Source organism: Arthrobacter sp. B1805, from assembly GCF_002929745.1.
Taxonomy (GTDB): Bacteria; Actinomycetota; Actinomycetes; order Actinomycetales; family Micrococcaceae; genus Arthrobacter_D.
This window is the reverse complement of record NZ_PJIQ01000001.1, coordinates 203,111-228,914: the sequence shown is the minus strand read 5'-3', so window position 1 is coordinate 228,914 and position 25,804 is coordinate 203,111. Positions and strand designations below refer to the sequence as shown.

The following is a 25,804-nucleotide window of genomic DNA, read 5'->3' as shown; positions in this document are numbered from 1 at the left end:
TACTTTCGTAGCGTAATAGCTACTGCTTGCGTGCCCTGCGCGTCTCCCGCTCGTTCGCCTTCTGCAGTGCGTCGACCAGCTCGTCCTTGGACATGCCGGAGCGGCCCTTGACGTCGAGTTTCTTCGCGAGGTCGTAGAGGTGCTGCTTCGAGGCATTGGCATCCACCCCACCCGCTGTCGGCCGCGCTTCCGCGCTGTCTCGTGCGGCCTGCTCGTCCGAGGGCCCCTTCTTCTCCTTCGGCTCCCAGTGGTCGCCCACCTTCTCGAAACCGTGCTTCAGCGACGCGAAGGCAGTGCGCCGCGCCCGCTCGCCGTCGCCGTACTGCTCCTCGGCGGCGTCGAGCGTCGCCGCGAAAGTGTCCTGAGCCTTCTCGTCGGAGCGCTGCAGCGTGCTCGGTAGCGCGTCCGGCTTGACCTTGCCGTCCTTCGTGAAACGGGACATCCCTGCATCCTCTCGGAGAACTCGAGCCCGCCACACGGGCCGGCCTGTACCAGCACGCTACCGCGTAGCTGTCAGCCGCGGGCGGAGAGAAATGCCTCGAGCGCCGGCAGATCGTCCGTGTTGATGTGGTCCACCCCGGCGTCGGCCAGTTCGGTCCAGACGGCGTCGCGGGCCGCTCCCGGACGATCCGGCGTAGCCCAGAAACGGACGCGGGCGCCCTGCTCATGCGCAGTGGCGACATAGGCCCGCAGCTTCGCACGCTCCCCCGCCGGCATCTCCCCGACGCCCTGCCAGGAGAAGAGCTGGGTCCAGTTGTTGCTGATCAGGGGCATGAGGCTCGACGGGAGCGGGGAACCGAGATCGGTGGCACGGCCGTCGTAGAAGCTGAGCCGCTGCTGGGCGGCAGCCATGGTGGCGAGGGGGCGGTTGCCACTGATGACCACGCTCACGGCGCCCTGCTTGACCTTGCCATTGCTGAAGCGGCTGAGCATGGGGCGGTGCTCGCCCAGCTCGCTCTCGATGGCGGACCAGGTCTGCTCGGCGTCACCCTTGATATCCACGAGGAGCTGGAACTCGCCGCTCCACCCCGGGTAGACGCTGCCTCCCCGGCCACGGACGAGATCATCGAGCGGATCGAGGTAGAGACTCTCGAGCGTCACCCCCGGCACCACGTCCTCGAGGTCGTGGGCCACCAGGAGCTCGCCGTCCACGAGCCACACGTCGGCCTCGACACTTGTGAAGCCGTGCTCGAGGGCGTCGTACAGCGGTCGGTCGTGCTCGTAGTCGTTGTGCGCGTGGGCCGCCGCGTGCGGCTCGCCGAGGACGACGTCGTCCCGTACGGAGCGGCAGCTGCCGGCAGGGCCGTGGAGATCGCGAGTGCGGAGCCCGCGAGCAGGACGGCGATGGGACGTGCGAGGGTCATGGCTCAACTTCCTTCGGGTGCGTGGACGCACCCACGCTAGGAAGCGGAGGTGATCAGCAGACCGACGGCGGTTGACCCTCCGATGAACAGCACCGCCGGTCCCGCCGCGTCAGCCGAGGGTCTTCAGGTACCGGACCAGCTCCCTGGGGGCGGACGTCGGGGCCACGGCCTCGACGGCGGCGTTGTAGTTGGTGTTGGTATTGACGTCGTAGGTCAGCACCCTGCCGTCCGCCGTCTCGATGAACTCGATGCCGCAGACCTCCAGGTCGTTGCGCCGGGCGAACTCCTCGAACCGGGCGATGACCGGGTGGTCGAATCCCTCGCGGAGGCTGAAGAGCTGCTGGTCAGGCTCGGGCGGGATGGTGGCGCCCGGCGGCATGATCGGCCTCCCCGTCTCCGGGTCGATCGCGCACGCATCCGCCGGGCACAGCTGGAAGCCGCCACGCGCGGTGTCGGCCTTGATGGCATAGACGAAGCGCCCGCCCACGAGCTCCGCCCGGGTGATGAAGGGTTCCGCAGCCTGGATGAATTCCTGCACGAGCGTGATGCCGTCCGCCGGCTCCTCGAACTCACTCGACGCCACGTACTCCGCGAGCTCCTGGTGCGAGTCTAACTTGCGCACGCCGAGACCTTTCCCGCCCTGGTTGTGCTTCAGGATGAGCGGCACGTCGAAGCCCTGGGCCGCTTCGAGGATGCGGTTCCGCCCGACGGCGGCAACGGTGCGCGGGGTTTCGATACCCGCCGCACGCAGGGCGGTGAGCTGGTCCACCTTGCTCATCTCGAGCTCGAGGACGCGGCGTCCGTTGACGGTACGGCGTCCATGGGCTTCGAGCCAGGACAGCACCGATCGTGCGTAGTCCTTGGAGAGTCCGTGGTCCCGCGTGTGGGCCGAGGCGCTGATGCGTGACCAGAAGACGCCTTCCGGCGGGACCGAATCGAGGTCCAATACGCCGTCCGTGAGCAGCCACTCGACCACCTCCACGCCTTCCGCCTCGAAGGCACGGGCGAACGGAGGAAACCACTCGGGGTTCTCGTGCAGGGCGTAGACCGTCGTCACGGATAGATCCTTCCGTCAGGGAGCAGGGGCTTCTGGGATAACCCGTGTACCCGGGCACCTATTCCGTCCGCATCTCCCCGATCAGCTGTCCATCCGTCAGGTTCTCCCGTCACCCCGGAACAGAGTGCGCAGCAGGGCGTAGACCTGAGCGGCCGCGAGCACTCCGCTGATGAACAGGGCCGGCAGCCAGGGCAGGCTCGTGCCGTACACGAGGACGAAGGCCATCGACAGGGCGAAAACGGCGATCGCGAACACACGGATCAGCTTCAGCAACCATCGGCGCCCTGCAGCTTCCGCCAGGAGGTGCCGCGGGATGCCCTGATCGTCGTGCGCGTCGTCCTCCACTGCCCCTCCTCCTGTCGGACCTGGCCTTCAACCCACGAGATCCCACTTCTCATGGCCCTGCGCCCCTCCGTCCGGGACATCCGACGCTCTGCCGGCCCCTCCCCCGTGCCGGTCAGTCCTGTATGAAGATGTCGTTGCCCGGGCCCATCGGCAGGTCGAGGTAGAAGAACACCGTCAGGATCGCGACCCAGGCCAGCCAGAAGGGCACCACGAACGGCAGCATGCGCGCCATGAGCGTGCCGAGGCCCGCCTCCGGCTCGTACTTCCGCAGCATCGTCAGCAGCACGATCATGTACGGGTTCAGCGGCGTGATGACCTGCGTGGCGGAGTCCCCCACTCGGAAGGCGCCCTGGATGAAGGCCGGCTCGTAGCCGAGGAGCGCGAACAACGGTACGAAGACCGACGCCATGAGAGTCCACATCGAAGAGCCCGAGATGATGAACAGGTTCAGCACCGATGCGAGGAGGATGAAGGCGATGACGGCCGGATATCCCGTCAGCCCGATGGCGCTGAGCCCCGACGCCCCTGCCACGGCGATCCACGACCCGATCCCGGACCAGTTGAAGAGGGCGATGAACTGGCCGAGGATGAACGCGAGCACGAGGAATCCCGCCATGTCCTTGATCGCCTCGCCCATGACACGGGGGACATCGCGGCCGGTGGTGATGGTCCCGACGATCCGCCCGTACACCAGCCCGGGAATGGTGAAGAGCAGGAACACGATGAACACGATCGAGCTCAGCAGCGGCGAGCGCGGCAGGAAACCACCGGTCTCGTTCCGCCAGGGCGAATCCGGCACGATCACCGCGACGAGGATCACCAGCGCGACGACCGCGCCGACGATCATCGACCACTTCAGCCCTCTCGCCTCCCGGGGCTCAAGCTCGGCCTTCAGCACCACGGGCGCCGCCGCGTGATCGCCGTCCTCAACGATCTCGTCGACCGGGACGTTCTGCCGGGCGAGGCGGGGTTCGAGCACCCGATCGATGATGAATCCGGCGATCAGGATCAGCACCACCGAGGACGCGATGTTGAAGTAGTAGTTGGACAGCGGAGTGACAGGGGCGCCGGCATTGGGAAGGTTCTCCGTGACCGCCGTCGTGATCCCGGCGAACAGGGCATCGAGACTCGTGACGAGGAGATTCGTCGAATAGCCGGCCCCGGCCGCCGCGAAGCCGCCGAGCAGTCCGGCGACCGGGTGGCGTCCGGCAGCCTTGAACACGAGCGCCGCGAGCGGCGGGATGATGACGAAGGCGGAGTCGGACATCACCGATCCGACGACACCCACGAAACCGACGGCGTACGGCAGTGCCCAGCGCGGGGCGGATCCGAAGACGCGCCGGATGAGGGCACCGAGCAGACCCGACTTCTCCGCCACTCCGACCGCGAGCAGGATCGGCAGCACTGTGGCAAGGGGCGGGAACCCGAGATAGTTCGCGCCGATGTTGGCGGTCAGCCAGGTCATGCCCTCCCCGGTGAACAGGCCCTTGATGACCGTCATCTCCTCCGCTCCCGGCACCTGCACCGTCACCCCGGCGAGCGCCATCCCCGTGGTGACCACGGCCGTGATGCCGAAGAGGATCAGGAAGAGCATGAACGGATCGGGCAGCTTGTTGCCGACCCTTTCCACGCCCGTGAGGAACCGGTCGGTCAGTCCCGGTCGGGTCGCTGCGGTGGATGACATGCTTTCTCCTTGGCTGTCGGTGGTGCGGGCGCTGCGCCCGGTCGGAACAACCGGTGGCGACCGCCGGATCAGTCGAAGTAGGACGGCACGTCGATGGCGCCGCCCTGCTCCTCGAACTCCGCGTGCACCGCGGCGCGCAGGGACGCGTCGAACAGGTAGTCGAGCGCAGTCAGGGCCAGCCCGACGGCGCCGTCCAGCGCGCCCTGCTCGGCTGCCACGCTGGCTGCTGCCTCCGCGAAACCGCGCGTGTGCAGCGCCGTCGAGGGTTCGGCGATGCGGATGAGCGGGTGGATCCCCGGGACGCGGTAGCTGACGTTCCCGAAGTCGGTGGACGCGGCGAGGGTCTCGGAGACGACGCCGAGCGGAAGCGGAGAGCGTCCGCGCCGTTGCTGGGCGGCGACCCAGCGACCGGTCAACGCGTTGTTCGTGCGGATAGGGAGCGACGGCGGATGCTCGTCCCACTGCAGCTCCACGCCCGTTCCCGTCATCAGGGCCGCCCCCCGGGCCACGTCCTCGAGGCGCCTGCTGAGGTCCTTGAGGGTGGCAGGCTGCTGCGAGCGCGCGTAGAGCTTCAGGACCGCGCGGCCCGGGATGATGTTCGGGCTCTGCCCACCCTCCGTGATGTTCGTGTGCACCCGGTCCGACGGCGGTAACTGCTGGCGCAGCAGGCCGATGGCCTGGTAGGCGAGATTTGCGGCATCGAGCGCGTTACGGCCCATGAAGGGTTGCGCCGAGGCGTGTGCCTCCACGCCGGTGAACGTGATGGTCAGCAACCGCCGACCGAGCCAGACCTGATCGGCGAGGTCGTAGCCGTAGGGGTGCACCATGATGGCGGAGTCGACGTCGTCGAAAGCCCCGTGGCGGGCCATGACCTCCTTGCCGGAGTGTCCTTCTTCGGCGGGCGTACCGAGGAGGACGACGCGACCGGGCAGGCGGTCAGCCACCCCGGCGAGGGCCAGGAACGCGCCGAGGGCTGCTGCGGCGATGACGTTGTGGCCGCAGGCGTGGCCGATCTCGGGCAGGGCGTCGTACTCGGCGAGGATCGCGATGGTCGGACCCCGGTCCCCACTGCCCACCTCCGCGCGGACCGACGTTCCGACGCCGTACCCGCCGAGCCGTGCGTCGATGCCGTGGCGCGCGATCTCCTGGTGCAGGAGCATTGCGCTGCGGTGCTCCTGGAACGCGGTCTCCGGGTGGGCGTGCAACTGCTGGACCACGTGCCGCAGTTGCTCCGCGACGGCGTCGATGCCCTGTTCCACCTCCTCCGACACGGCGGTCGGCGCGCCGTCGAACGGCGAAGGATCCGGAACGGACTCGGCGAGGAGCCTTCTCGTCAGCGCATCGATCGACTGGAGATACGCCCGGTCCGGCTCGGTGGGTTGGCTCATTCGAGTAGCTTAGGCAACGATCAGCAGGCTGGGCAGTCCCTCACGTACATGCTGGGTAACACTGCGCCTCGGGTCCCGGAAAGATAACCTGCCGGAAATACCCCGGCAATACCGCTTCTGAATCATGGAGACAGCCGCCCCTCACCCGCACCGGGACGGACCGTGAAGATTCAGGAGCACCCCATGACCACCATCGCAGTCCCCAGCACCGCCCGTGTGCTCGACCTGGGCACCCTCAGCGCCGGAACAGTCGTGGAAGCACGACGCAAGAACGAGGTGCACTACCGCGGCTGCGTCGAGGACACCGCTCCCGGGCTCGGCGTCGTCTGGGTCCGTGACGATATGGCCGGGCACCGGGCCATCCTGCACCTCGACGAATACAGCATCTGGCAGATCAGCGCCTGAGCCGGACCGGCGGAGCCGGGCCCCTTCTAGACTGGAGGAATGACTGCAACCCTCGTGGCGAAGGACCTGTCCGGGGGCCACGCCCACCGCACCCTCTTCTCGAAGCTCGATCTCACCGTCGCGCCCGGCGACGTCGTCGGGGTGGTAGGAGCGAACGGCGCTGGGAAGACCACCCTCCTGCGCCTGCTCGCAGGAACAGACACCCCGCTGGCCGGCACCGTGCGCACGACTCCCGCCGACGCCTTCGTGGGCTGGTTGCCGCAGGAGCACGAGCGCGTCGAGGGTGAGACGGTCTCCACCTACATCGGGCGGCGCACGGGCACGGCGGCGGCGACGGAAGCGATGGAGGCCGCTGCCGCCGCACTCGGCAGCGGAACCAAGGGTGCCGATGACGCCTACGCTGCGGCCCTCGACCACTGGATGGCGTCCGGCGCGGTCGACCTCGAGGACCGCATGCCGGCAGTACTGGCCGACGTCGCGGGCGCGATCGACCCGGCGACCCCGACGACTGCCCTCTCGGGCGGACAACTCGCGCGGGTCGCGCTCGCCGCACTGCTGTTGAGCCGGTTCGACGTCGTGCTCCTGGACGAACCGACCAACGACCTCGACCTCGCCGGGCTCGAGCGCCTCGAATCGTTCATCCAGAACCTGCGCGGCGGCGTCGTCCTCGTATCCCATGATCGGGAGTTCCTCGCGCGGTGCGTCACCACCGTCGTCGAACTGGACCTCGCCCAGAACAAGGTGGCCGTGTACGACGGCGGCTACGACGCGTACCTGGAAGAACGCGCCGTGGCGCGCCGGCATGCGCGCGAGGCCTACGAGGAGTACGCGGAGAAGAAGCAGGATCTCGTGGGGCGGGCCCGGACACAACGCGAGTGGAGCTCCCAAGGCGTGCGCAACGCGATGAAGAAGAGCCCGGACAACGACAAGATCCGGCGCAGGGCGAGCATGGAGTCATCGGAGAAACAGGCCCAGAAGGTGCGCCAGATGGAGTCCCGCATCGCGCGGCTGGACGAGGTGGAGGAACCGCGCAAGGAATGGCAGCTCCAGTTCACCATCGGGTCGGCACCGCGATCCAGTTCCGTCGTCGCCACCCTGAACAATGCATCGGTCACCCAGGGCAGCTTCACCCTCGGGCCGGTCTCGCTGCAGGTCAACGCGGGCGAGCGCATCGGGATCACCGGCCCCAACGGGGCCGGCAAGTCGACGCTCCTGCGCCTCCTGCTGGGTCACCAGCAACCGGACGACGGCGCCGCCGCCCTCGGATCGAGCGTCGCGGTCGGCGAGATCGACCAGGCGCGTGGTCAACTGGACGACGCCAGTCCGCTCGGTGCCGCCTTCGAGGCCCTCGTGCCGGATATGACACAGGGGGAGGTGCGTACGCTGCTCGCGAAGTTCGGGTTGAAGGCCGACCAGGTGCGGGCCGCAGTCGGTGCACTGTCCCCCGGCGAGCGGACCAGGGCGGGGCTCGCGCTCCTCCAGGCGCGTGGCGTGAACCTCCTCGTGCTCGACGAGCCGACCAACCACCTGGACCTTCCCGCGATCGAGCAACTCGAGGATGCCCTCGAGTCCTACTCAGGCGCGCTGCTGCTCGTCACGCATGATCGCAGGCTGCTCCAGAACGTCCGCCTCGACGCGCGCTGGCAGGTGGACGGCGGAACGGTGGTCGTCGACTAGGAGAAAGGTGCACCGGGCAGGGCGGTCCGCCGCCTGTGCAACCATGGATGTGAGGCGGATTCATCCGTCTCCCGGACGAGGGGTGCCGTACCCGGTGTGCGACAAGACGGCCCATGGGAGTGAGTCATGGCCTGGATAGTCCTCGTTGTCTCGGGAGTCCTGGAAGCTGTCTGGGCGACAGCGCTCGGCAAGTCCGAGGGTTTCAGCAAGGTGGCGCCGACCCTGGTGTTCGCCGTTGCGATCATCGCCAGCATGGCAGGCCTCGCGTACGCCATGCGAACACTGCCCACCGGAACGGCCTACGCCGTCTGGGTGGGGATCGGCGCGTCGCTGACGGTGATCTACGCGATGGCGACCGGCACCGAGCCTGCGTCCCTGCTCAAGATACTGTTCCTGCTCATGATCGTAGGCGGCGTCATAGGGCTCAAGCTCGTTCACTGACCGCGGCTTCCTGCTCCCGCGGCTCTGTACTCCCGAAGCCTCGCGTCAGGACCGTCCCCGCTCCTGACCGCCCCTCGCCCCTCGCCCCTCGCCCCTCGTTGAGGATGTTCGGCGACCTTGCGCCAAAACTGAGCGTGCACAGGCCGTTCAGTTGAGGTGCGTTCGCGAGTATTGAGGGAGGCCCAGTTGGGGGCCGCGACGAGGAGTTGGGCACAATGCAGTACGACGAGACCCGGACGGCGATGGAATTCGCCGGACTGACGGCCTACGAGACATGGATGCACTATTGCAACATGGGCGGCCTCACCGACTATTTCGAACTCGATGCCTACCTGTGCGGCCTCTACGGGCTCGACCCCGAGGACGCCGACCTCGTTTCACAGGCAGTCAACGAACTCATCGATGACCTGTGCACCTCCGAGGACGCGATGTTCTGCCGTGCGCCCTACTCCTGGACAGAGGAACGGGCCGGATCGTTCGGCACGGACCACGAAGCCGGCAACGGCCAGGAGGGTTTCAACGGGGCCCGGCCGGTCCGGATCCCGGCCGAAGACCTCGTCGAACCCCACGGGGCGGGGACGTTCGGCTCACGCTTCCTCTCCGAACTGGATGTCCGCGCCCTGGCCGGCCGACCCGGCGTACCGCTCCCCCCGGGAGCCCACGCGGAGCTCCTGGGTGAGATTCTCGACAGCGGGATCATCGGGCGCATGTTCTCGGGCGAGCGGAACCAGCGCTAGCGCCCGGGCTCCCGCTCGAGTGCCTGGTCGTGCTCGGCGTGCGCCTTCCGGATCATCTCCATGAACTCCGTCTCGTTGCGGATCAGCCGCTTGTACTTCTCGGGGAGCGTCCTGAGATCCGCCTCCTCGGCGCAGAGCTTCGCGAAGATCTTCTCGCGCTCCGTGATGTCGGTCTCGTAGTTCAGGTCCAGGTACTCCGCGGCGTGGCGCTTGGCCCCGGAGATGGCATTCTTCGCCTTGCCCTTCGGACTCAGGACCGAGGCCAGGACGGTCACTACGAGCACACCGAGGATGACGGTCAGCGATAGCCCGGTGCTGATCTCGACCACTTTCACGTGTTCGCCGTCGTTGATGAAGGGCAGGTTGTTCTCGTGCAGGGCGTGCAGGATCAGCTTCACGCCGATGAAGCCGAGGATCACGGCCAGGCCGTAGGAGAGGTAGATCAGACGGTCCAGCAGCCCGTCGATCAGGAAGAACAGCTGACGCAGGCCCATGAGCGAGAACGCCGTCGCGGTGAACACGATGAACGTGTTCTGGGTCAGGCCGAAAATGGCCGGGATCGAGTCGAGGGCGAACAGGATGTCCGTGGCACCGATGGCCACCATGACGAGCAGCATCGGGGTGAGGACCCGCTTGCCGTTCTCGACGGTGAAGAGCTTGTCGCCGTCGTAGTGCTCCGATGCCGGAAGGAAACGCTTCGCCAGGCGGATGACAAGGCTCTCGCTGTCATCGTCATGACCGCCGGGCTTGAGCAGGTTCCCGGCGGTGATGAGGAGGATCAGGCCGAAGATGTAGAACACCCAGGCGAAGCTGTTGATCAGCGCAGCGCCGAGGAAGATGAATCCCGTGCGCGCGATGAGCGAGAAGACGATGCCGAACAGGAGCACTTTCTGCTGGTCCGCACGCGGCACCCTGAAGCTGGACATGATGATGAGGAACACGAAGAGGTTGTCGACCGAGAGCGCCTTCTCGGTGATGTAGCCGGCGAAGTACTCGGTGCCCATGGTCGGCCCTCCGGCGACCAGCACTCCGACGCCGAACAGCAGCGCGATGCCGACGTAGATCGAGGACCAGACGGCGGACTCGCGGAGGCTGGGAGTGTGCGCCTTGCGGACATGGAAGAAGAAGTCGAACACCAGCAGTCCGACGATGCCGACCACGGTGGCGATCCAGACGAAAAGCGGTACCTCCATGCTGCAGGTCTCCTCAAGGGTCTCGCTGACGCAGTGCCGTTGTCCTCAGGTATTCGGTTGTCTGCTCCTTCTACACTCGGGCAACCCGCTCTCCACCGCAATGGTTCCCGTGCTGCATCCCGGCAGGGTCACACCGTGGTTCGGGCCTCGTTCCCATCACCCTGCGTGGGCGGGGACTCCGTCCTGAGACTGGGCCACTGGTACGAGGCGGGTGAGTTGCGTGACGTGCCTGGGCTCGAGCTCACCGAGGTGGGAGACGCCGAGCAGGCGCATGGTGCGCTCGATCTCGTCGCGCAGGATGGCTATGGTCTTATCGACGCCTTCGCGTCCGCCGGCCATGAGCCCGTAGAGGTAGGCGCGGCCGATGAGGGTGAACTTCGCGCCGAGGGCCATGCAGGCGACGATGTCCGCGCCGTTCATGATCCCCGTATCGACCATGATCGTCGCGTCCGAGCCGACCTCGCGGATGACCTGCGGCAGGAGGTGGAAGGGGATGGGCGCGCGGTCGAGCTGACGGCCGCCATGGTTGGACAGGATGATGCCGTCGACGCCCATGTCGACGAGACGAACGGAGTCCTCGACGTTCTGCACCCCCTTGATCACGATCTTGCCGGGCCACAGGTCGCGGATGACGGCGAGGTCGTCATAGCTGATCGTCGGGTCCATCGCGGCGTTCAGCAGGTCGCCGACGGTTCCGCCGGTGTCGGTCAGGGACGCGAACTCCAGCTTCGGTGTGGTGAGGAAGTCGACCCACCACCAGGGCCGCGGGACGGCATTGAGGATCGTGCCGATCGACAGCTGCGGCGGGATGGAGAAGCCGTTGCGCTTGTCGCGCAGGCGGGCGCCAGCTACGGGGGTGTCGACGGTGAACATGAGGGTGTCGAATCCGGCTTCGCCGGCACGCTTGACGAGTTCGTAGGAAATCTCCCGCTGCCGCATCACGTAGAGCTGGAACCAGTTTCTCCCGGTCGGATTCGCAGCTTTCACGCCCTCGATCGAGGTCGTGCCGAGGGTGGACAGAGTGAACGGGATGCCCGCGGCAGCGGCCGCGGACGCGCCGGCCGTCTCACCCTCGGTCTGCATGAGCCGGGTGAACCCGGTCGGAGCAATGCCGAAGGGAAGGGCACTGGGCCCACCGAGGATCTCGACCGATGTGTCGACGTGCTCGGCCGGCCGGAGGATCGATGGGTGGAACTCTATGTCCTCGAACGCCTGGCGGGCGCGCGTCAGGGACAGTTCTCCTTCCGCTGCGCCGTCCGTGTAGTCGAAGGCAGCCTTGGGGGTCCGGCGCTTGGCGATCGTCCGCAGGTCCGCGATCGTGAGCGCCGAGTCCAGCCGACGTTTCTTGCCATTGAACTCGAACTTCTTGAACTGCATCAGCTCGAGCATCTCCGCCGGAACGGGAAGTTGGCGCTTGGTCACTGAAACGTCCTTTCAATCTCACGATGGGTGCGGCACTGCACAGCTTGAATCGTTTCATAAGAATTCCCCGCAGGCTACATCCGCAGCCCCGGTCGCGCGCTCACGGCGCCACTCCCGTGCCATCATTCTGCAGGACGGACGAGAGTCCCGATCCACCCAGCGGCTCGGCATGCCAGCACTCCAGCGTCCACCGGGACCACGCATCCTCTGCCAGGACGCTCATCCCGGTGTTCTGGATGGTCAGGTTCCGCACGGCGGTCGGATCCATCCCCGTCGAGACGGCCGTGTACGTCCTGATCGCCGCACCGTGTGAGAACACCGCCACACGATCGCCCGGGCCGTGGTTACCCGCAATCTGCTGGACAGCGCGGTCGTAGCGATCGAGGAACTCGCGCCCGGTCGCGCCTCCGGGCATGCGCCTGTCGAGGTCGCCCTCCATCCACCCGACCACGCACTCCGCGTAAGCTGCAACCGACTCGGCGTCGTTGAGCATCTCCAGCGCGCCTGCGCCCACCTCCTCCAGGCCCGGGACGATGCGGATGTCCAGGCCGAGCGACGATGCCAGCGGACGTGCGGTCAGCTGCGTACGGATGAGGGGTGAGGCGTAGACGGCTGTAATCTGCTGGTCCTTCAGCGCCACCGGCACTGCTTCGGCCTGCTGTTCTCCGAGGCGGGTCAGACCGGCTCCAGGGAATGCCGTATCCAGCGAACGCGCGGCATTGTTCGGCGTCTGGCCATGGCGGATCAGCAGCAATCTCATGGACCGACCCTACGGTGCCCAGGCCGCCCCGGTGCCGCGCAACGGCGAGGTTCTTCGCTTCAGCTCGCGTCGCGGTCCGCTCGCGTCGCGGTCCGCTCGCGTGTAGGTCCGAAGCATGCTTACGATGTCAGTGGCACGTCTATCCAAAGGAGAACGACTATGCAGCAACGCTCGCTCGGCGGTACCCCGGTCAGCGCCCTCGGCCTGGGCGGAATGCCCATGTCCATCGAGGGACGTCCCGACGAGGACCGTTCCGTTCGCACTATCCACGCCGCGCTCGATGCCGGCGTCACCCTGATAGACACTGCGGACGCGTACCACCGCGACGCGGACGAGGTAGGCCACAACGAATCCCTCATCGCGAAGGCCCTCGCGAGCTACGGCTCCGACAGCTCCGGCGTCCTCGTGGCGACCAAGGGCGGGCACCTGCGCCCCGGTGACGGCTCGTGGACGCAAAACGGCCGTCCGGAATACCTGAAGGAAGCGGCGAAGGCGTCCCTCAAGCGACTCGGCGGCGACGCGATCGATCTGTACCAGTACCACCGGCCGGACCCCGAGGTTCCGTACGAGGACTCGATCGGTGCGCTGAAGGAGCTGCTCGACGAGGGCGTCATCCGTATGGCGGGCATCTCCAATGCCACCGTGCACCAGATCATGAAGGCCAACGAGATCCTCGGCGGCAAGCTGGTGTCCGTGCAGAACCAGTTCTCCCCCGCCTTCCGTTCCAGCGAGGACGAACTCAGGTACTGCGGGGAGAACAACATCGCCTTCCTGCCATGGAGCCCGCTCGGCGGCATCAAGAAAGCAGGCGGCCTCGGCGAGCAGTACACGCCGTTCCAGGAGATCGCCGACAAGCACGGAGTCAGCCCCCAGCAGGTGTGCCTGGCGTGGGAACTGGCCCTCGCGCCGACGGTCATCCCGATCCCCGGGGCATCACGGCCGGAGAGCATCCAGGACTCGGCCCAGGCCTCGGAGCTCGTGCTCTCGGCGGACGAGGTCGAGACGCTCTCGCGCACCGAATAGCGCACTGCCGGCGCCGCATCACCTGCGACGGACGTCCGCACTCCTTCCCGGAGCGCGGACGTCCGTCCATGCTCGGGCCCTTGGACGCCGCGACGGATGGACGCCTAGCGGCGACCATCCGCATCGAGCGCGACGGCGCGGACAGGAGCACCGTCCGCGCCTGCGAGTGCCAGAGGGAGCACGGACACCACCGGCCGGTCCCAGGTGACCTCGACCAGGTTCGTGAGATTCTCGATGATCACTCCGCCCGCGCCGAGGAACGCGGTATGGAACGGCAATCGTCCTTCGTTGTCTAGAGTCGGATCCGGATTGAGGGTGTCAACCCCGACGACATCGATCCCGGCCGCCAGGAGTCGATGTGCCACCTCGGGAGCCAGGACGGGGTGCTCGAGGTAACGGTCCTCCCCGAAGTACTCGGACCACCCCGTCCGGAACATCACCATGGCGAGTCCGTCGAGATTCCCCAGCTGATCGGCGACCGAGGGCCACGTCACCACCTCGTTCGGCGCCAGACCGGTACACCGGACGATCCGCGCCGGCCCGATCAACCGGGCGAGATCGATGTCATCCACCGACCCGCCGCCCGGAATCGAGTGGAGCGGCGCGTCGAGATGGGTCCCCGTGTGGGATCCGGCATGGAGGGACGCGACCTGGTAGCCGTCCTCGGTGACCGTCGCCACGGTCGTCAGGGTGACGTCGGGATCGCCCGGGTAGACCTGCATCCCCGTGTGGATCGGCTGGGAGAGGTCAACGACCCGCATGCGCCCGGTCGGTCTCAGGGAGGTCCAGGAGGTGGGCGTGTGCGCGGTTCGTCCGGTCGATGCGTCCGGTGGCCGCCGCCCAGGCCAGGTACAGCAGGGCCGAGAGCACGAATGTGGGGATGGTCGCCCCGATCGGGCTTGGCACCACGTAGGTCAGGAGCAGGGAGGCGCCGGCCCCGATGAGCCAGACCAGCACTGCGGCGATATTGACCCCACCGCTGTACCAGTACTCGCCTCCGTCGGCCCGGAGGATGTCCCGGCCGTAGTGGCGCGCCCGCACCACGTAGTAGTCGACGATCATGATGGCGAAGACCGGGATGAACAACGCTCCGATCACCACGAGGAAGGCCGTGAACTGGTTCAAGAGCGCCAGCCACGTGGACCCGAGGATCGAGATGACGCCGAGGACGATCGCCGTCGGCAGGAACGTGACCCGGCGGGACGGCGCCATATTCACCACGGACGCGACCATCCCGTACACCACCATGGTGTTGGTGGCCATGACGGACAGGAAGATCACGACGGCGAGCGGCGCGCCGAAGGAGGCGACGATCACGGTGGGATCGAACGGCACGGGTTCACCGCCGTCGAGCACCACGTACCCGATGGCCACGGCGCCGAGGGTCATCGAGAGCACGGTCGACAGTGTGTACCCGATGCCGGAGCCGATCATGCCGGCGGACTGCGTCCGCGCGAGCCGGTTGAACTCCGCGGACAGGACGGTCCACGAGACAGCGGTCGCGATCACGACGTCGAGGGCCGCGACGGGAGTCCAGCCGGCTGCGACATCCTGCGGGATCGACGCGAACTCAGCAGGGCTGAAGGCGAGGAAGGCCGCCGTGAAGATGTAGGCCATGAACGCGAGGATCACGAGGGCGAGCCATGGCTCCACGCGCGCGATACCTGCGTGGCCGAAGATCGCGAGGCAGACCACGAGCAGCTGGCACAGCACGGAGAACAGGACCGGGCTCGAGAACCCGGTGGCCTGCTCGACCAGGAAATTCACGGTGACTCCTGCGAGCATCGCCTGCACCCAGCTCCAGCCCATCAGGATCAGCACGTTCGCGACCACCGGCAGGAAGGAACCGCGGAGCCCGAAGGACGCCTTGGTCAGGGACATCGTGGGCAGACCCGTCCGCGTCCCCATGTTTCCGACGAGCACCAGGACGGACCCGCCGATCAGTGTTCCGAGGACGATCATGCCGACCGCTACGCCGACGTCCAGACCGGGGACGAAGAGCGTGCCGGTCAGCAGCGTGGTCACCACCAGGTTTGCTGCCAGCCAGATCATGCCCATGCGGGCGGTGCCGAGCGTACCCCGGAGCGGTCCATAGCCGTCGGAGTTCTTGTCGAGGTGGTCCGACAGGCGCCGGAATGCGGAGGTGGATCCGGGTTTCATCATGGCGTGCTTTCTTCCGTGGCGCTGGCGGGGATGGGGCTCAGGTGCTCGTGGACGGCGAGGATGGATCTGTTCGGAGTACCCGATCGGTGGAACACGATCGTCTCCCGCTCGCGGGTGGTCTCGGTGGTGCCCACGATCGTGGTCGTCGTACGGACGTCATGCGTGAACACCGCCGTCGCGCCCAGCATCTGGACCAGAGGGCTGCTGCTGAGGCACTCCTCGACCCGCCATCCGTCGGCGAGCCATGCGCCCCACAACTCCTCGTATTCCGCCCTGCTCGCGAGCCGGCGTTGCTCGGTGTGGAACACGAAGGTGGCGTCCTCGGCGAAGGAGTCGAAATAGGCGCGGGTGTCCGTGGCGCGGAAGGCAGCGACGAGCGAACTCGCAGCCGCGAGGACCTCAGCCTCCGTGAGGTGTGCAGCGGGTGGGTCGTGTACAGGCACAATGCCCTCTCTCAATTGAGTTGCCCCCCAGTGAACAAATGTTGTCTAGCGATCTTGTGTGACGCGGACCGCATTGTCAACGGGCGGCAGCAGCTCCTTGCGTCCGTAGGTGCCCGTGCGACGTGGCTCCGGCATGCCGCCTTGCTAGGGTGAGGGGGTGTCCACCACACCTGTCGCCCTCGTCACGGGAGCTTCCCGCGGCATCGGCCGTGCCATCGCCGAAAACCTCGCTCCGACGCACCACCTGCTGCTCGGCGGTCGCGATCTGCATGCGCTTGCGGAACTGTCGTCGTCGTTCCGTTCGGCGGAACCCTTCGCCGCGGAACTGCGAGACGCCGCGCAGGTCGCCGCCGCCGTCGCCGGCATACCCCGGCTCGACGTCCTGATCCATTCGGCGGGCGTCCTGCGGATGGGCGCGGTCGCGGAACTGTCCGACGACGCCTGGCGCGAGAGCTTCGAGGTCAACGTGTTCGCCGTCGCATCCCTGACCCGGGTGCTCCTACCCGCACTCCGCTCGGCCGGAGGCCAGGTCATCGCGATCAACAGCGGCTCGGGCTACAGTTCCGGTGCGGGCTCGGCCGTGTACAGCGGCACCAAGTTCGCGCTGCGCGCCTTCACCGACGCGTTACGCGAGGAGGAACGGCCGCACGGAGTCAGGGTCAGCTCGATCCACCCCGGCCGGGTCGCCACCGACATGCAGGAGGAACTGCATGCGTGGGAGGGCAAGGACTACCGGCCCGAGGCGTGGATCCAGCCGGATCAGGTGGCAAGGGCTGTGCGCCTCGCCGTCGACGCGACGAGGGATGCGACCGTGGAGTCCCTCAGCATCCGACCCTCGGGCATGACCCTCGGGTGATCAGGATCGCACGGTAGGACGCAGGAGCGGCCGGCGTCGGCATGGCGAGGCAGTCAGCCGGGGCGCACCACGCTGGGTTTCCCGAACTGCGTCTGCACGCCCGGTGAGAACAGCACCGACTCCGGTGGCCCCTCGACGCGCAGCCCGGCGGCACCCAGCAACCCGTCGTCGAGCTCCGTGAGGACGGCATGGTGGAGCGGCCAGGAGCTGTGGGTGTTCGGGATGTAGAGCGTTCGGCCGGCGAGGGTGCTGTGCAGGCCGAAGCGGGCGGTGAGCTCGAGCGACAGCGCGTCGTCGGCCGTCCGATCCATCTCCGGCAGGACCAGGAAGCGGGACGTGGCCTGCCTGCGGTACCGGACGACGTCGTACCCGTACTCCCGCTCGGCTTCGGCGCCGCGCGTCAGAGGCGAGCACTTCGACCACACGTAGGGGATCCCACCGGCACGTGCGGCGAGAACCACGGCCAGGCGCGAGGCATCAAGGGTCACGAACACCACCCCTCGCGTGCCGTCGGGGCCACGTGAATACAGCCGGACGTTGATCTCGCTGAAACTCCCGAAGTACGGCACGGGAAACCCCCGGCCCAGACCGGCGCCGACCATACGAAACCCGATCAACCCGACCCAGGAGGAACCGTCCACCACGTCGGGGACGACGCCGGCGGGCATGTAGCGCGCGACGGCTTCAGCACCGATCCGCCAGTGCAGGAACACGGCGTCCGCCCAGAACTGATCCATGATGACGGGCCGCGGCAGAGTCGGCGCGAGGTGCCGGTCCGGGTCCTGCTCGCGATGCGTGGTCACGCCAGCTGCTCCCCGCAGTCGTCGGGCTCCTCCGCGAAGCGATACCACTCCGGGAGGGCCTCCGTGAACTCGGATCGGGTCTCGGGATTCTCCAGCACCGTCCAGTCCACGGCGGCACCCACCTCGGGCTCCACCTTGTTCCACTCGAACCAGTTCACCATCCGCAGCTGGGGCAACCGCTCGTGTACCGCCGGGTCGAAGACCTGCTCCCACCAGGCACGCTTGATGTTGAGTGCCCGAAGGTCACCGATACCCTCGACGACGAGCGCCGCGGTCTCCGGGATGGCGACGGGCTTGTCGTGGCCCACGCCGTACTCCGCATGGAAGTCCGGCAGCATCGAATCGTCGCCGTTCTTCCCGTTGTACGTGCCGGTCAGCTGATCGACGAACTTGCCCTCCTCCGGTATCTCGCTCTCCCCCCAGGGGTAGGTGCTGCCCCAGTGGTAGAGGGACATGCCCACCCAGTCCACGGCGTCGTCGCCGGGGTAGTAGGGGGCATAGGGATCATCGAAGGGGGTCAGGGTGCCGTCGGCATCCGTGTCGAGTTCAGGGAAGCCGGAGGTTCCGGGCAGGGATTCGTAGGATCCACCCGAGAAGGGATACCCGCCCGCATAGTTCGGCGCCCACATCATGGCCGACCCCGGAGCGGCCCGGTGCACGGCGTCGGCGACGCGCCGGAATGCAGCGACGTACTCGTCGGCTTGCTGTCCCCAGGGATACCAGGAACCGTTCATCTCGTGCGCGAAGCGGACGATGACAGGGACACCATTGGTATTGAAGTGCGCGAGCATCGCTGCGAGCTCATCGGCCCGTTCATCGGTTACGGCCGCGAGGCCCTGCTGGGGCTCGAGTGTCAGCAGGAGCATTCCGCCCTGCTGACGCACCTGCTCGGCTGCCGACGCGATGAGGTCGGGTTCGCCCTCCTCGAAGGGGAAGTCCGCGAAGGTGACCGCCACCGCGGGCCGCTCGCCGAGCCTCTCCGAGTACTCCGCGAGCGTCTCCCTGCCCCATTCGAGGTTCACGCCCATCAGCGTTCCGTCGGCCGGGGCGAGGTTCTGCCCATCGATGTCCTCGCACGCCACGGCGGCCGGGTTGATGTTGCACGCACACAGCACGAGGAGGAGCAACGCGGTGAGTACGCGTGCGAGATGTGAGACCACCCGACCAACCTACCGGTTCGAGCGCCCGGTCGACGGCCGGCCACGAAGGAGCCGGTTCGGGCCCGGATCAGAACGCATAGCGGATGCGGCAGTAGGGCAGACCGGTCTTCGCGAGCCGGAGGAATTCGTCGAGGTAGCCGCGCTTGTCATAGGCCATGTACCGCACATTCGTGAAACCGTTCTGGGAGCGCTTGGTCTCCTGGAGGTCCGGTCGCCACAGGATCTCCTCCGCCTGCGGATGCCAGCCCAGGTTGACCTCGTGCAGTTGCTGGTTGTGCGTGAGGAAGATGACCTCGGCGGCGAGCTGCTGCTTCGCTGCCGGTGAGAGAGCGGCGTCGAGCTGCCCGAAGAGCTCGCGCCAGTCCTCCTGCCATCCCGGCGTCACGATCACGGGGGAGAAATTCACGTGCACCTCGTAGCCTGCATCCACGAAGTCGTTGATGGCCGCTATCCGTTCCGCGACGGGCGCCGTGCGTACATCGACCACACGGGCCAGCTTCTCCGGCATGAGCGAGAAGCGGATACGCGTGCGCTCCTGCGGGTCCCAGGTCAGCATGTCCCGATTGACGTACTTCGTGGCGAAGGACAGCTTCGCCGTGGGCAGATCCCGGTAGAGCTCCACGAGATCGCGCACGTTGTCGCTGACGAGGGCGTCCACGGAGCAGTCGCTGTTCTCGCCGATGTCGTACACCCAGGCGTGGTCGTCGCATTGATTCGGCTCGAGCTTCATGCCCTGGCGGGCCACGTGCCGCTCGAGGTATCCGCTGATCTGCTCGATATTGGCGAACACCGTGATCGGGTTGCTGTAGCCCTTGTGGCGGGGCACGTAGCAATAGGCACAGGCCATGGCGCAGCCGTTGGCGGTCGAGGGCGCGATGAAGTCGGCCGACCTGCCGTTGGGCTTGGCCGTGAGGGTCTTCTTGATGCCGATGACGAGCGCTTCGGTCTTGATCCGGACCCAGCGCCGCACGTTCGCCTCGTCGCCGCTGAGCTCGGGGATACGCCAGTGACTCGCCACCTCCACGACGTCGGCCTCGGGCCATCGCGCGAGAATCTCCTTGCCCCGGGGCAGTTCTGCCGCCGCGGGCTCGACATAGATACGACTGACCTGGAGCAACTTGTTGGCCTGGAGCATTGGACCCTTCGACGTGTCGGCTTTGCCTCCACGGTATCGCTCGCCACCGACATTTCCCGGTCCCTCCGGGGAGGCCTACGCTGGTCGCATGGCTCACGGTCCCACGGGCGGCGACACCCCTGACCGGGTCGGCATCGTCGACCTCGGGGACCATGACGCGACCCGTTCCGACGCGCCCGAGACGTCCCCACCCGCCCTGCCGCGCCGTCGTCGTACCGTCTACCTCGTCGGGTTGGCCGCTGCGCTGCTGGTCCTCGCTGCGAACATTGCTTCCCGCGGGGAGGGGCCACCTCGGCCCGAAAGGGGCGTGCAGGCACAGGACAGGGCACTCAGCGTCTGCGAGGCCGTCTCCTTCGCGAACCAGACCGGCGGGCTCCCCTCCAGACCGACCGTGCTGCCCGCCCGTGCCAGCGGCTACTTCGCATTCATCGAACCGACGAGCCGCAGCACGGTCGTCGGCGGGCTGGCCTACCAGGACGGCACGGTGTCCCTCTGCCGGCCTGTGCCCGAACCCGGAACAGGTAGTCCCAAACCGCTACAGCGCCAGCTGCCCGTCCTCGGCACGGGGGAGACGTACGCGTACGAGATGCGCCCCGGTGGTCTGACGCTGATCGGCGAGCGCGCGGTGGACGGCACGATCGTTCGGTACGAGGACCGCCCACATCCGCACCCGCACGATCCCGCCGTGCCGCGGTCCCTTGTGGGACTCGACCAGTAGTACACTAACTATCAGGCCCCGAATAACCGTCGACAGTGCAGGAGGCAGCATGTCCACCACGTCCACCCCGACGGATGAGGATCTGCTGCTCGAGCGCCAGCTCTGCTTCGCGCTCTCCGTGGCGGCCCGGAGCGTGGTCGGTGCGTACCGTCCGGTTCTCGAGGAGCTGCGACTGACGCATCCGCAGTACCTGGTGATGCTCGCACTGTGGGAGGAGAGCCCCAGGACGGTGCGGAGCCTTGGACAGGCACTCGCGATGGAGTCCGCCACCCTCTCCCCCATGCTCAAGAGGCTCGAGGCGCTGGACCTGCTCACCCGGACCAGGGCACCCGGAAACGAGAGGGCACTCGCCGTCGAACTGACGACTGCGGGGCGCGAACTCCGGACGAAGGCCCTCTCGGTCCCGCAGACGATGATGGAGCGGCTCGGCCTGACCCGGGCAGAAGTGGAGACGCTCAACGAAGCCATGCACGCGATCATCCGCGCGACCGGGACCGACCTGCCCCCCTCCCCCCGCACCGGAAGCGCTGGAAGCACCGGCAACACCACGTGACACGCGATCACACCAGCACGATCAGCCACGAGGAAGGAACTGGCAGATGAGCAAGAAGGAGCCGATGTCGGCACGTTTCATGAGCGCGACCGGCAAGCTGCGGATGTTCTTCGGGCCTGCGGCGCGCGGTACGACGTCGGGCCCTGTGGTGTATCGCGACGATGACGCCCAGCGCGCCCGCCAGGAGGAACTCCAGCAGTGGCGGGTCGTTCGGAATCCGGACGGCTCCACGTACCTCACCACGAAGCGGGACGAGTAGCCCCCGGCCGGTCCGCCGACTGCGTCCGGGAGGCCCCCTTCGCCCTGCCCGTCTGCAGTGCTAGATGGACTGGCGCGCGCGGATGCCGGCCCTGCCCATCGCGTCGGCGTAGGCCGACTGGATGTCCTTGAGCCACAACTCCTGGTTGGCCGGGGTGCCCTTGAAGGCCCGTTCTCCGGGGGACCGTACCTCGTAGATCTTGAACCCGCGCTTCGCGATGGCGCGATTCTCGAGCTTCATCAGGCGGCGCGCAGCCTTGTGCGCGTCGGCTCCGTGCGCAACGAGCGCCGAGGCTCGGGGAACCTGCTGGAGGAACGTCAGGAGCGGTTTGACGCCGTCCGTGATCTGATCCATGGTCAATGCGCGTTCCTTGCCCTCCGGGAGGTACCAGGGGTGCGCGTTCCAGGGCATGAAGGCATCCGGGCGCAGACCGACGGCCTCGTAGATGCCTGCCATCCGGATGGATGCGGGGTCATCGTTCTCGAACGAGACGAAACCCGAAGGCAATGATGATCCCGGGTTGGAGAAGAGACTGACGATCTTGCAACCGTCGACGTCGTGGATCGGGTCGATGTAGGGAACCGCCGACCCTGGCTTGGACTCGGCCAGCGTGTCGCACAACCGGTTCACATCCTCGATCTGCGGATCGTAACGTTGTTCCCACTGCTGGGCCCGATACGTGGGGTCTGACATACGCTGTACCAATTCCGCCTCCTCGCGGACGGCGCCAGAGGTGGCGCGAACGTGTCCGCAGGATTCCAGCCTACGCCAGTACCCGGCGGATTCCCCGAGCGGGGGCGCCTACCAGTCGTGAACCGTGCCGTCCGAGAGGCGATTGTAGGGCAGGTATGCCTGCTGGTACGGGAAGGATGCGGCGGCCTCCTCGTTGAGTTCGACACCTAGCCCGGGAGTATCTCCGGGGTGCAGGTAGCCGTCCGTGAAGGTCATGGACTGCTCGAAGACGGTATTGGTCTTCGCGCTGTGCTCCATGTACTCCTGAATCCCGAAATTGTGGATCGCCAGCCCTACATGGGTCTGCGCCGCCAGGCCGACCGGTGATACATCGGTGGGGCCGTGGAACCCGGATTTGATCTGGTACTGCGCCGCATAGTCCATGACCTTCTTCAGCGGTGAGATCCCTCCGAAGTGCGTCGATGCCGCCCGCACGTAGTCGATCAGCTGCTCCTTGATGAGCGTCTGGAAGTCGAAGACGGTGTTGAAGATCTCGCCGACGGCCAGCGGCGTGGTGGTGTGCTGGCGGATCAGCCGGAACGCCTCCTGGTTCTCGGCCGGCGTCACGTCCTCCAACCAGAAGAGGTCGTAGGGCTCCAGCGACTTGCCGAGCTTCGCCGCCTGAATGGGGGTCATCCGGTGGTGGCCGTCGTGCAGCAGCGGGATCTCCGGGCCGAACTCGTTGCGGACGGCCTCGAACACGGTGGGCACGTGCCGCAGGTACGCCCGGGTGTCCCAGTCCTCTTCCGTCGGCTGGGCTCCGCGGCCCGCGGGCTCGAAGTCGTACCGCTCCCCCGTGGCCTGGGCTTGAGCCGCGACTCCATAGAGCGCGGTGATGCCCGGCACGGAGGTCTGCACCCGGATGGACTTGTAACCCTCCTCGAGGTGGTGCCGGATGGAGTCGAAGAGTTCCGGGATGTCCCGGCCGGAGGCATGCCCGTAGGTGCGCAGGGCCGTGCGCGAGGCCCCGCCCAGCAGTTGGTAGACGGGCATGCCTGCCGCCTTGCCCTTGATGTCCCAGAGCGCCATGTCCACTGCGGCTATCGCGGCCATCGTGACGGGGCCACGGCGCCAGTAGGCGCTGCGGTAGAGGAACTGCCAGGTGTCCTCGATACGGTGAGGGTCCCGGCCGATGAGCAGTTGCGTGACGTGGTCCGTCAGGTAGGACGCCACCGCGAGTTCGCGCCCGTTCAAGGTGGCGTCGCCCAGCCCCGTCAGTCCCTCGTCGGTCGTGATCTTCAGCGTCACGAAATTTCGGCTCGGGCTCGTCACGATGACGTCCGCAGCGATGATCCTCATGCGTCCTCCAGGGGGTAGTCGACATACGCGAAGCGGCGACTGTCCGGCGCCCAGCTGTTGACGTTGATCGTGCCCTGGCCGCCGAACACCTCGACGGCGTCCCAGGCGTTCCGTGCATCGCTGTCCGCGACGCGCAGCAGCACGGGCTCGTTGGCCGGGTGGCCCTGCACTCCCGTCGAGTAGCTGAGGTACACGAGGACGGCGCCGTCGGGCGAGAGGTGCGGGAACCAGTTGACGCGGGGGTCGAAGGTCAGCTGCTCCACCCCGGTGCCGTCGGGGCGCATGCGGAACACCTGGGAATGCCCTGCGCGCTCCGAGCAGCGCTCGGAGTTGAAGTAGAGCCAGCGCCCGTCCGGGCTGTACTCGACGCCGTCGTGCGGGCGCTCGGAATCGGTCAGCCTGCGGGTGGCGCCGTCCCGCAGGCTGACGGCGTAGATGTTGTAGGTCGTCACGCCACCGAGGCGACGGCAGCCGATGTGTACGAGTGTTCCGCCGTCGGGTGAGATGCCGTGGAGGTAGCGCGCTTCGAGGCCGTCGTCGGGCCTAGTGACGCGCCGCGCCTCTCCGCCGCCGATCGGTACCTCGTAGAGGTGCCCGTCCTGCGAGGAGAGGTACAGGAAGCGGCCGTCCGCGGAGATGACGTGGTCGTTGTTCGAGTCCGTCACCGACCCCGTGTAGATGACTCTTGGCTGGCTGTCCTCCTCCGGGGCCGTGCCGTACAGGAGCCCGTCGCAGTTGACGACGAGCCGCTCCCCGTCCGGCGTCCAGTTCGGCGCCTCGATGACGAAGTCCTCGGTCTCGAAGACACACGTCGCGGAGCGGGCGACGACGTCGAACACCATGAGCCGGGACCGCTGGCCGGGGAGGAGCTGGCGCCATGACGTCGTCGCGGCGTGGCCGGGATAGTCGTCCGTCGTGCTGGTCTGCCCGTCCACGGTGGTCCTTCCGCGTGTTGCCCTGGTCTGTGCCGCGCGGGACCGCACCGCCCGCGGTACGGTCCTCAGCGGTACCGTCATCGCTGCGGCTACGCCTCGAGGGCTTTGGCCCAGAGGTTGATGTCGGAGTCGACCGCGAACTCGTCGATCGCCTGCAGTTCCTCGGACGTGAAGTCGAGGTTCCGCACCGCAGCAAGGCTGTCCTCGAGCTGATGCACGCTCGAGGCCCCGATCAGCGCCGACGTGACCGGGGTGCCCTTGACCTGGTCCCGAAGCACCCAGGCGATGGCCATCTGCGCGAGAGTCTGACCGCGACCCTCCGCGATACCGTTCAGACCACGGATACGGCGCAGGTTCTCCTCGCTCAACTGACCCGCATCGAGGGACTTGTTGGACGCCGCCCGCGAGTCCTCCGGAACACCGTCGAGGTAACGGCTCGTCAGAAGGCCCTGCGCCAACGGCGAGAAAGCGATCGAGCCGGCCCCCGACTGCTCCAACGCCTCATACAGGTTCGGTGTCCCGTTCTCGGTCCACCGATTCAGCATCGAGTAGGAGGGCTGATGGATCAGCAACGGCGTCCCCAGATCCGCAAGGATCGCGGCCGCCTCGAGCGTACGTTCCGGCGAGTACGACGAGATACCCGCGTACAGGGCCCGCCCCGACCGCACCGCGGTGTCCAACGCACCCATCGTCTCCTCCAACGGAGTGTCAGGATCAGGGCGGTGGCTGTAGAAGATGTCCACATATTCCAGGCCCATACGCTCCAGGGACTGGTCCAGGCTCGCCAACAGATACTTCCGCGACCCCCACTCGCCGTAGGGGCCCGCCCACATGCCGTACCCGGCCTTCGTGGAGATCACGAGCTCATCGCGGAACGGTCTGAAATCGTCCTTCAGGTGCCGGCCGAAATTGGTCTCGGCACTACCCGCCGCTGGACCGTAGTTGTTGGCGAGGTCGAAATGGGTGACACCGAGGTCGAACGCCCGGCGAAGAATGTCACGCTGCGTCCCGAACGGCTTGTCGTCGCCGAAGTTGTGCCACAGGCCCAGCGAGACGGCCGGAAGCAGCAACCCGCTCCTCCCCACCCGGCGGTACGGCATCGTCTCATAGCGGTCATCAGCAGGGTGGTACGTCATGGTGGATTCCGTTCGTGGTGTCACAGTGACCGGACCGGTCGGTGGTCCGGGCGGAGGCAGAAGCATGTGCCGCCGAGGTGGACGGAGGGTGCCGCGGGGACTACCCGCGGCACCCT

28 protein-coding genes and 1 riboswitch are annotated in these 25,804 nt (G+C 67.2%); of the genes, 9 read left to right on the top strand and 19 right to left on the bottom strand.

The features are described 5' to 3' along the window. Window positions 1-19: 19 nt before the first annotated feature. From CXQ96_RS01185 to CXQ96_RS01160, 6 genes are all read right to left on the bottom strand, one after another. Entirely contained in the window at window positions 20-442 is a 423-nt protein-coding gene (locus CXQ96_RS01185) for a ChaB family protein (protein WP_104116199.1), read from the bottom strand. A gap of 71 nt (window positions 443-513) precedes the next feature. Further along, entirely contained in the window at window positions 514-1,371 is an 858-nt protein-coding gene (locus CXQ96_RS01180; protein WP_258058713.1) for a phosphatidylinositol-specific phospholipase C/glycerophosphodiester phosphodiesterase family protein, read from the bottom strand. Between the two features lie 102 nt (window positions 1,372-1,473). Then, the gene (locus tag CXQ96_RS01175) at window positions 1,474-2,421 is read right to left on the bottom strand and encodes a RimK family alpha-L-glutamate ligase (protein WP_104116198.1); all 948 of its coding nucleotides are present in this window, start codon (window positions 2,419-2,421) and stop codon (window positions 1,474-1,476) included. A 96-nt stretch (window positions 2,422-2,517) separates the two neighbouring features. Then, complete coding sequence (locus CXQ96_RS01170; protein ID WP_104116197.1) at window positions 2,518-2,766, bottom strand: hypothetical protein; 249 nt, start codon at window positions 2,764-2,766, stop codon at window positions 2,518-2,520. Window positions 2,767-2,878: 112 nt separating this feature from the next. After that, complete coding sequence (locus tag CXQ96_RS01165; protein WP_104116196.1) at window positions 2,879-4,450, bottom strand: AbgT family transporter; 1,572 nt, start codon at window positions 4,448-4,450, stop codon at window positions 2,879-2,881. Window positions 4,451-4,518: 68 nt separating this feature from the next. Further along, complete coding sequence (locus CXQ96_RS01160; RefSeq protein WP_104116195.1) at window positions 4,519-5,838, bottom strand: M20 family metallopeptidase; 1,320 nt, start codon at window positions 5,836-5,838, stop codon at window positions 4,519-4,521. Between the two features lie 183 nt (window positions 5,839-6,021). On the opposite strand from CXQ96_RS01160, the gene CXQ96_RS01155 reads away from it, so the two are divergent. From CXQ96_RS01155 to CXQ96_RS01140, 4 genes are all read left to right on the top strand, one after another. Beyond that, window positions 6,022-6,243: a hypothetical protein gene (locus tag CXQ96_RS01155; protein WP_104116194.1), complete on the top strand. Its 222-nt coding sequence runs from the start codon at window positions 6,022-6,024 to the stop codon at window positions 6,241-6,243. Between the two features lie 39 nt (window positions 6,244-6,282). Next, a complete protein-coding gene (locus tag CXQ96_RS01150; RefSeq protein WP_104116193.1) occupies window positions 6,283-7,920 on the top strand; it encodes an ABC-F family ATP-binding cassette domain-containing protein in 1,638 nt (545 codons plus the stop codon). A 48-nt stretch (window positions 7,921-7,968) separates the two neighbouring features. Then, a riboswitch (guanidine-III (ykkC-III) riboswitch) is annotated at window positions 7,969-8,036 on the top strand. A 10-nt stretch (window positions 8,037-8,046) separates the two neighbouring features. Further along, entirely contained in the window at window positions 8,047-8,361 is a 315-nt protein-coding gene (locus CXQ96_RS01145) for a multidrug efflux SMR transporter (RefSeq protein WP_104116192.1), read from the top strand. 215 nt (window positions 8,362-8,576) lie between these two features. Continuing rightward, entirely contained in the window at window positions 8,577-9,098 is a 522-nt protein-coding gene (locus CXQ96_RS01140; RefSeq protein WP_104116191.1) for a hypothetical protein, read from the top strand. On the opposite strand, the gene CXQ96_RS01135 is transcribed toward CXQ96_RS01140, so the two are convergent. The 3 genes from CXQ96_RS01135 to CXQ96_RS01125 form a co-directional block, all read right to left on the bottom strand. Continuing rightward, window positions 9,095-10,291 carry a TerC family protein gene (locus CXQ96_RS01135; RefSeq protein WP_104116190.1) on the bottom strand — a complete coding sequence of 399 codons (1,197 nt, stop codon included), beginning with the start codon at window positions 10,289-10,291 and terminating at the stop codon, window positions 9,095-9,097. The genes CXQ96_RS01140 and CXQ96_RS01135 overlap by 4 nt on opposite strands. Before the next feature lie 156 nt (window positions 10,292-10,447). Next, window positions 10,448-11,713, bottom strand: coding sequence for an alpha-hydroxy acid oxidase (locus tag CXQ96_RS01130; RefSeq protein ID WP_104116189.1), 1,266 nt, complete (start codon window positions 11,711-11,713; stop codon window positions 10,448-10,450). 100 nt (window positions 11,714-11,813) lie between these two features. Beyond that, entirely contained in the window at window positions 11,814-12,473 is a 660-nt protein-coding gene (locus tag CXQ96_RS01125) for a histidine phosphatase family protein (RefSeq protein ID WP_104116188.1), read from the bottom strand. A gap of 159 nt (window positions 12,474-12,632) precedes the next feature. Between CXQ96_RS01125 and CXQ96_RS01120 the strand changes: the two genes are divergently transcribed. Further along, on the top strand, window positions 12,633-13,496 hold the full coding sequence (locus tag CXQ96_RS01120; protein ID WP_104116187.1) for an aldo/keto reductase: 864 nt from the start codon (window positions 12,633-12,635) through the stop codon (window positions 13,494-13,496). Between the two features lie 104 nt (window positions 13,497-13,600). Here the strand turns inward: CXQ96_RS01120 and CXQ96_RS01115 are convergent, their stop codons facing one another. The 3 genes from CXQ96_RS01115 to CXQ96_RS01105 are packed head-to-tail and all read right to left on the bottom strand — an operon-like array spanning window position 13,601 to window position 16,102. Then, on the bottom strand, window positions 13,601-14,257 hold the full coding sequence (locus CXQ96_RS01115) for a cyclase family protein (protein WP_104116186.1): 657 nt from the start codon (window positions 14,255-14,257) through the stop codon (window positions 13,601-13,603). After that, a complete protein-coding gene (locus tag CXQ96_RS01110; protein ID WP_258058712.1) occupies window positions 14,244-15,659 on the bottom strand; it encodes a cytosine permease in 1,416 nt (471 codons plus the stop codon). Before CXQ96_RS01110 ends, CXQ96_RS01115 begins: the two co-directional genes overlap by 14 nt. Beyond that, window positions 15,656-16,102 (bottom strand): nuclear transport factor 2 family protein, encoded by a 447-nt coding sequence (locus CXQ96_RS01105; protein ID WP_104116185.1) that lies wholly within the window; start codon window positions 16,100-16,102, stop codon window positions 15,656-15,658. The genes CXQ96_RS01110 and CXQ96_RS01105 overlap by 4 nt, the downstream gene beginning before the upstream one ends. 157 nt (window positions 16,103-16,259) lie before the next feature. Between CXQ96_RS01105 and CXQ96_RS01100 the strand changes: the two genes are divergently transcribed. Next, window positions 16,260-16,958, top strand: coding sequence for an SDR family oxidoreductase (locus tag CXQ96_RS01100; RefSeq protein ID WP_104116184.1), 699 nt, complete (start codon window positions 16,260-16,262; stop codon window positions 16,956-16,958). 53 nt (window positions 16,959-17,011) lie between these two features. Here the strand turns inward: CXQ96_RS01100 and CXQ96_RS01095 are convergent, their stop codons facing one another. The 3 genes from CXQ96_RS01095 to CXQ96_RS01085 all read right to left on the bottom strand — a co-directional run bounded on the left by CXQ96_RS01095 (window position 17,012) and on the right by CXQ96_RS01085 (window position 20,056). Beyond that, a complete protein-coding gene (locus CXQ96_RS01095) occupies window positions 17,012-17,695 on the bottom strand; it encodes a YqjF family protein (protein ID WP_104116463.1) in 684 nt (227 codons plus the stop codon). A gap of 62 nt (window positions 17,696-17,757) precedes the next feature. Next, window positions 17,758-18,921 carry a glycoside hydrolase family 26 protein gene (locus CXQ96_RS01090; protein WP_258058711.1) on the bottom strand — a complete coding sequence of 388 codons (1,164 nt, stop codon included), beginning with the start codon at window positions 18,919-18,921 and terminating at the stop codon, window positions 17,758-17,760. A gap of 67 nt (window positions 18,922-18,988) precedes the next feature. Next, window positions 18,989-20,056: a spore photoproduct lyase family protein gene (locus CXQ96_RS01085; RefSeq protein ID WP_104116183.1), complete on the bottom strand. Its 1,068-nt coding sequence runs from the start codon at window positions 20,054-20,056 to the stop codon at window positions 18,989-18,991. 88 nt (window positions 20,057-20,144) lie between these two features. On the opposite strand from CXQ96_RS01085, the gene CXQ96_RS01080 reads away from it, so the two are divergent. The 3 genes from CXQ96_RS01080 to CXQ96_RS01070 are packed head-to-tail and all read left to right on the top strand — an operon-like array spanning window position 20,145 to window position 21,586. Beyond that, window positions 20,145-20,774, top strand: a complete 630-nt coding sequence (locus CXQ96_RS01080) for a hypothetical protein (RefSeq protein ID WP_104116182.1) — start codon at window positions 20,145-20,147, stop codon at window positions 20,772-20,774. Window positions 20,775-20,823: 49 nt separating this feature from the next. Further along, the gene (locus CXQ96_RS01075; RefSeq protein ID WP_104116181.1) at window positions 20,824-21,327 is read left to right on the top strand and encodes a MarR family winged helix-turn-helix transcriptional regulator; all 504 of its coding nucleotides are present in this window, start codon (window positions 20,824-20,826) and stop codon (window positions 21,325-21,327) included. A gap of 46 nt (window positions 21,328-21,373) precedes the next feature. After that, window positions 21,374-21,586 (top strand): hypothetical protein, encoded by a 213-nt coding sequence (locus CXQ96_RS01070; protein ID WP_104116180.1) that lies wholly within the window; start codon window positions 21,374-21,376, stop codon window positions 21,584-21,586. A 60-nt stretch (window positions 21,587-21,646) separates the two neighbouring features. Here CXQ96_RS01070 and CXQ96_RS01065 read toward each other — a convergent pair whose 3' ends face one another. The 4 genes from CXQ96_RS01065 to mgrA form a co-directional block, all read right to left on the bottom strand. Beyond that, on the bottom strand, window positions 21,647-22,279 hold the full coding sequence (locus CXQ96_RS01065; protein ID WP_104116179.1) for a uracil-DNA glycosylase: 633 nt from the start codon (window positions 22,277-22,279) through the stop codon (window positions 21,647-21,649). A 108-nt stretch (window positions 22,280-22,387) separates the two neighbouring features. After that, window positions 22,388-23,617 (bottom strand): D-mannonate dehydratase ManD, encoded by a 1,230-nt coding sequence (gene manD, locus CXQ96_RS01060; protein WP_104116178.1) that lies wholly within the window; start codon window positions 23,615-23,617, stop codon window positions 22,388-22,390. Beyond that, window positions 23,614-24,552, bottom strand: coding sequence for a biopolymer transporter Tol (locus CXQ96_RS01055; protein WP_258058710.1), 939 nt, complete (start codon window positions 24,550-24,552; stop codon window positions 23,614-23,616). The genes manD and CXQ96_RS01055 overlap by 4 nt, the downstream gene beginning before the upstream one ends. 89 nt (window positions 24,553-24,641) lie before the next feature. Continuing rightward, the gene (gene mgrA, locus CXQ96_RS01050) at window positions 24,642-25,688 is read right to left on the bottom strand and encodes an L-glyceraldehyde 3-phosphate reductase (RefSeq protein ID WP_104116177.1); all 1,047 of its coding nucleotides are present in this window, start codon (window positions 25,686-25,688) and stop codon (window positions 24,642-24,644) included. Between the last annotated feature and the right edge of the window lie 116 nt (window positions 25,689-25,804).

What these genes read in the sequence shown, in the direction of transcription:
- CXQ96_RS01185 (WP_104116199.1), bottom strand. Translation starts at nt 442, where the DNA reads ATGTCCCGTTTCACGAAGGACGGCAAGGTCAAGCCGGACGCGCTACCG.
- CXQ96_RS01165 (WP_104116196.1), bottom strand. Translation starts at nt 4,450, where the DNA reads ATGTCATCCACCGCAGCGACCCGACCGGGACTGACCGACCGGTTCCTC.
- CXQ96_RS01160 (WP_104116195.1), bottom strand. Translation starts at nt 5,838, where the DNA reads ATGAGCCAACCCACCGAGCCGGACCGGGCGTATCTCCAGTCGATCGAT.
- CXQ96_RS01155 (WP_104116194.1), top strand. Translation starts at nt 6,022, where the DNA reads ATGACCACCATCGCAGTCCCCAGCACCGCCCGTGTGCTCGACCTGGGC.
- CXQ96_RS01150 (WP_104116193.1), top strand. Translation starts at nt 6,283, where the DNA reads ATGACTGCAACCCTCGTGGCGAAGGACCTGTCCGGGGGCCACGCCCAC.
- CXQ96_RS01145 (WP_104116192.1), top strand. Translation starts at nt 8,047, where the DNA reads ATGGCCTGGATAGTCCTCGTTGTCTCGGGAGTCCTGGAAGCTGTCTGG.
- CXQ96_RS01140 (WP_104116191.1), top strand. Translation starts at nt 8,577, where the DNA reads ATGCAGTACGACGAGACCCGGACGGCGATGGAATTCGCCGGACTGACG.
- CXQ96_RS01135 (WP_104116190.1), bottom strand. Translation starts at nt 10,291, where the DNA reads ATGGAGGTACCGCTTTTCGTCTGGATCGCCACCGTGGTCGGCATCGTC.
- CXQ96_RS01125 (WP_104116188.1), bottom strand. Translation starts at nt 12,473, where the DNA reads ATGAGATTGCTGCTGATCCGCCATGGCCAGACGCCGAACAATGCCGCG.
- CXQ96_RS01120 (WP_104116187.1), top strand. Translation starts at nt 12,633, where the DNA reads ATGCAGCAACGCTCGCTCGGCGGTACCCCGGTCAGCGCCCTCGGCCTG.
- CXQ96_RS01115 (WP_104116186.1), bottom strand. Translation starts at nt 14,257, where the DNA reads ATGCGGGTCGTTGACCTCTCCCAGCCGATCCACACGGGGATGCAGGTC.
- CXQ96_RS01110 (WP_258058712.1), bottom strand. Translation starts at nt 15,659, where the DNA reads ATGATGAAACCCGGATCCACCTCCGCATTCCGGCGCCTGTCGGACCAC.
- CXQ96_RS01095 (WP_104116463.1), bottom strand. Translation starts at nt 17,695, where the DNA reads ATGGATCAGTTCTGGGCGGACGCCGTGTTCCTGCACTGGCGGATCGGT.
- CXQ96_RS01085 (WP_104116183.1), bottom strand. Translation starts at nt 20,056, where the DNA reads ATGCTCCAGGCCAACAAGTTGCTCCAGGTCAGTCGTATCTATGTCGAG.
- CXQ96_RS01080 (WP_104116182.1), top strand. Translation starts at nt 20,145, where the DNA reads ATGGCTCACGGTCCCACGGGCGGCGACACCCCTGACCGGGTCGGCATC.
- CXQ96_RS01075 (WP_104116181.1), top strand. Translation starts at nt 20,824, where the DNA reads ATGTCCACCACGTCCACCCCGACGGATGAGGATCTGCTGCTCGAGCGC.
- CXQ96_RS01070 (WP_104116180.1), top strand. Translation starts at nt 21,374, where the DNA reads ATGAGCAAGAAGGAGCCGATGTCGGCACGTTTCATGAGCGCGACCGGC.
- CXQ96_RS01065 (WP_104116179.1), bottom strand. Translation starts at nt 22,279, where the DNA reads ATGTCAGACCCCACGTATCGGGCCCAGCAGTGGGAACAACGTTACGAT.
- manD (WP_104116178.1), bottom strand. Translation starts at nt 23,617, where the DNA reads ATGAGGATCATCGCTGCGGACGTCATCGTGACGAGCCCGAGCCGAAAT.
- mgrA (WP_104116177.1), bottom strand. Translation starts at nt 25,688, where the DNA reads ATGACGTACCACCCTGCTGATGACCGCTATGAGACGATGCCGTACCGC.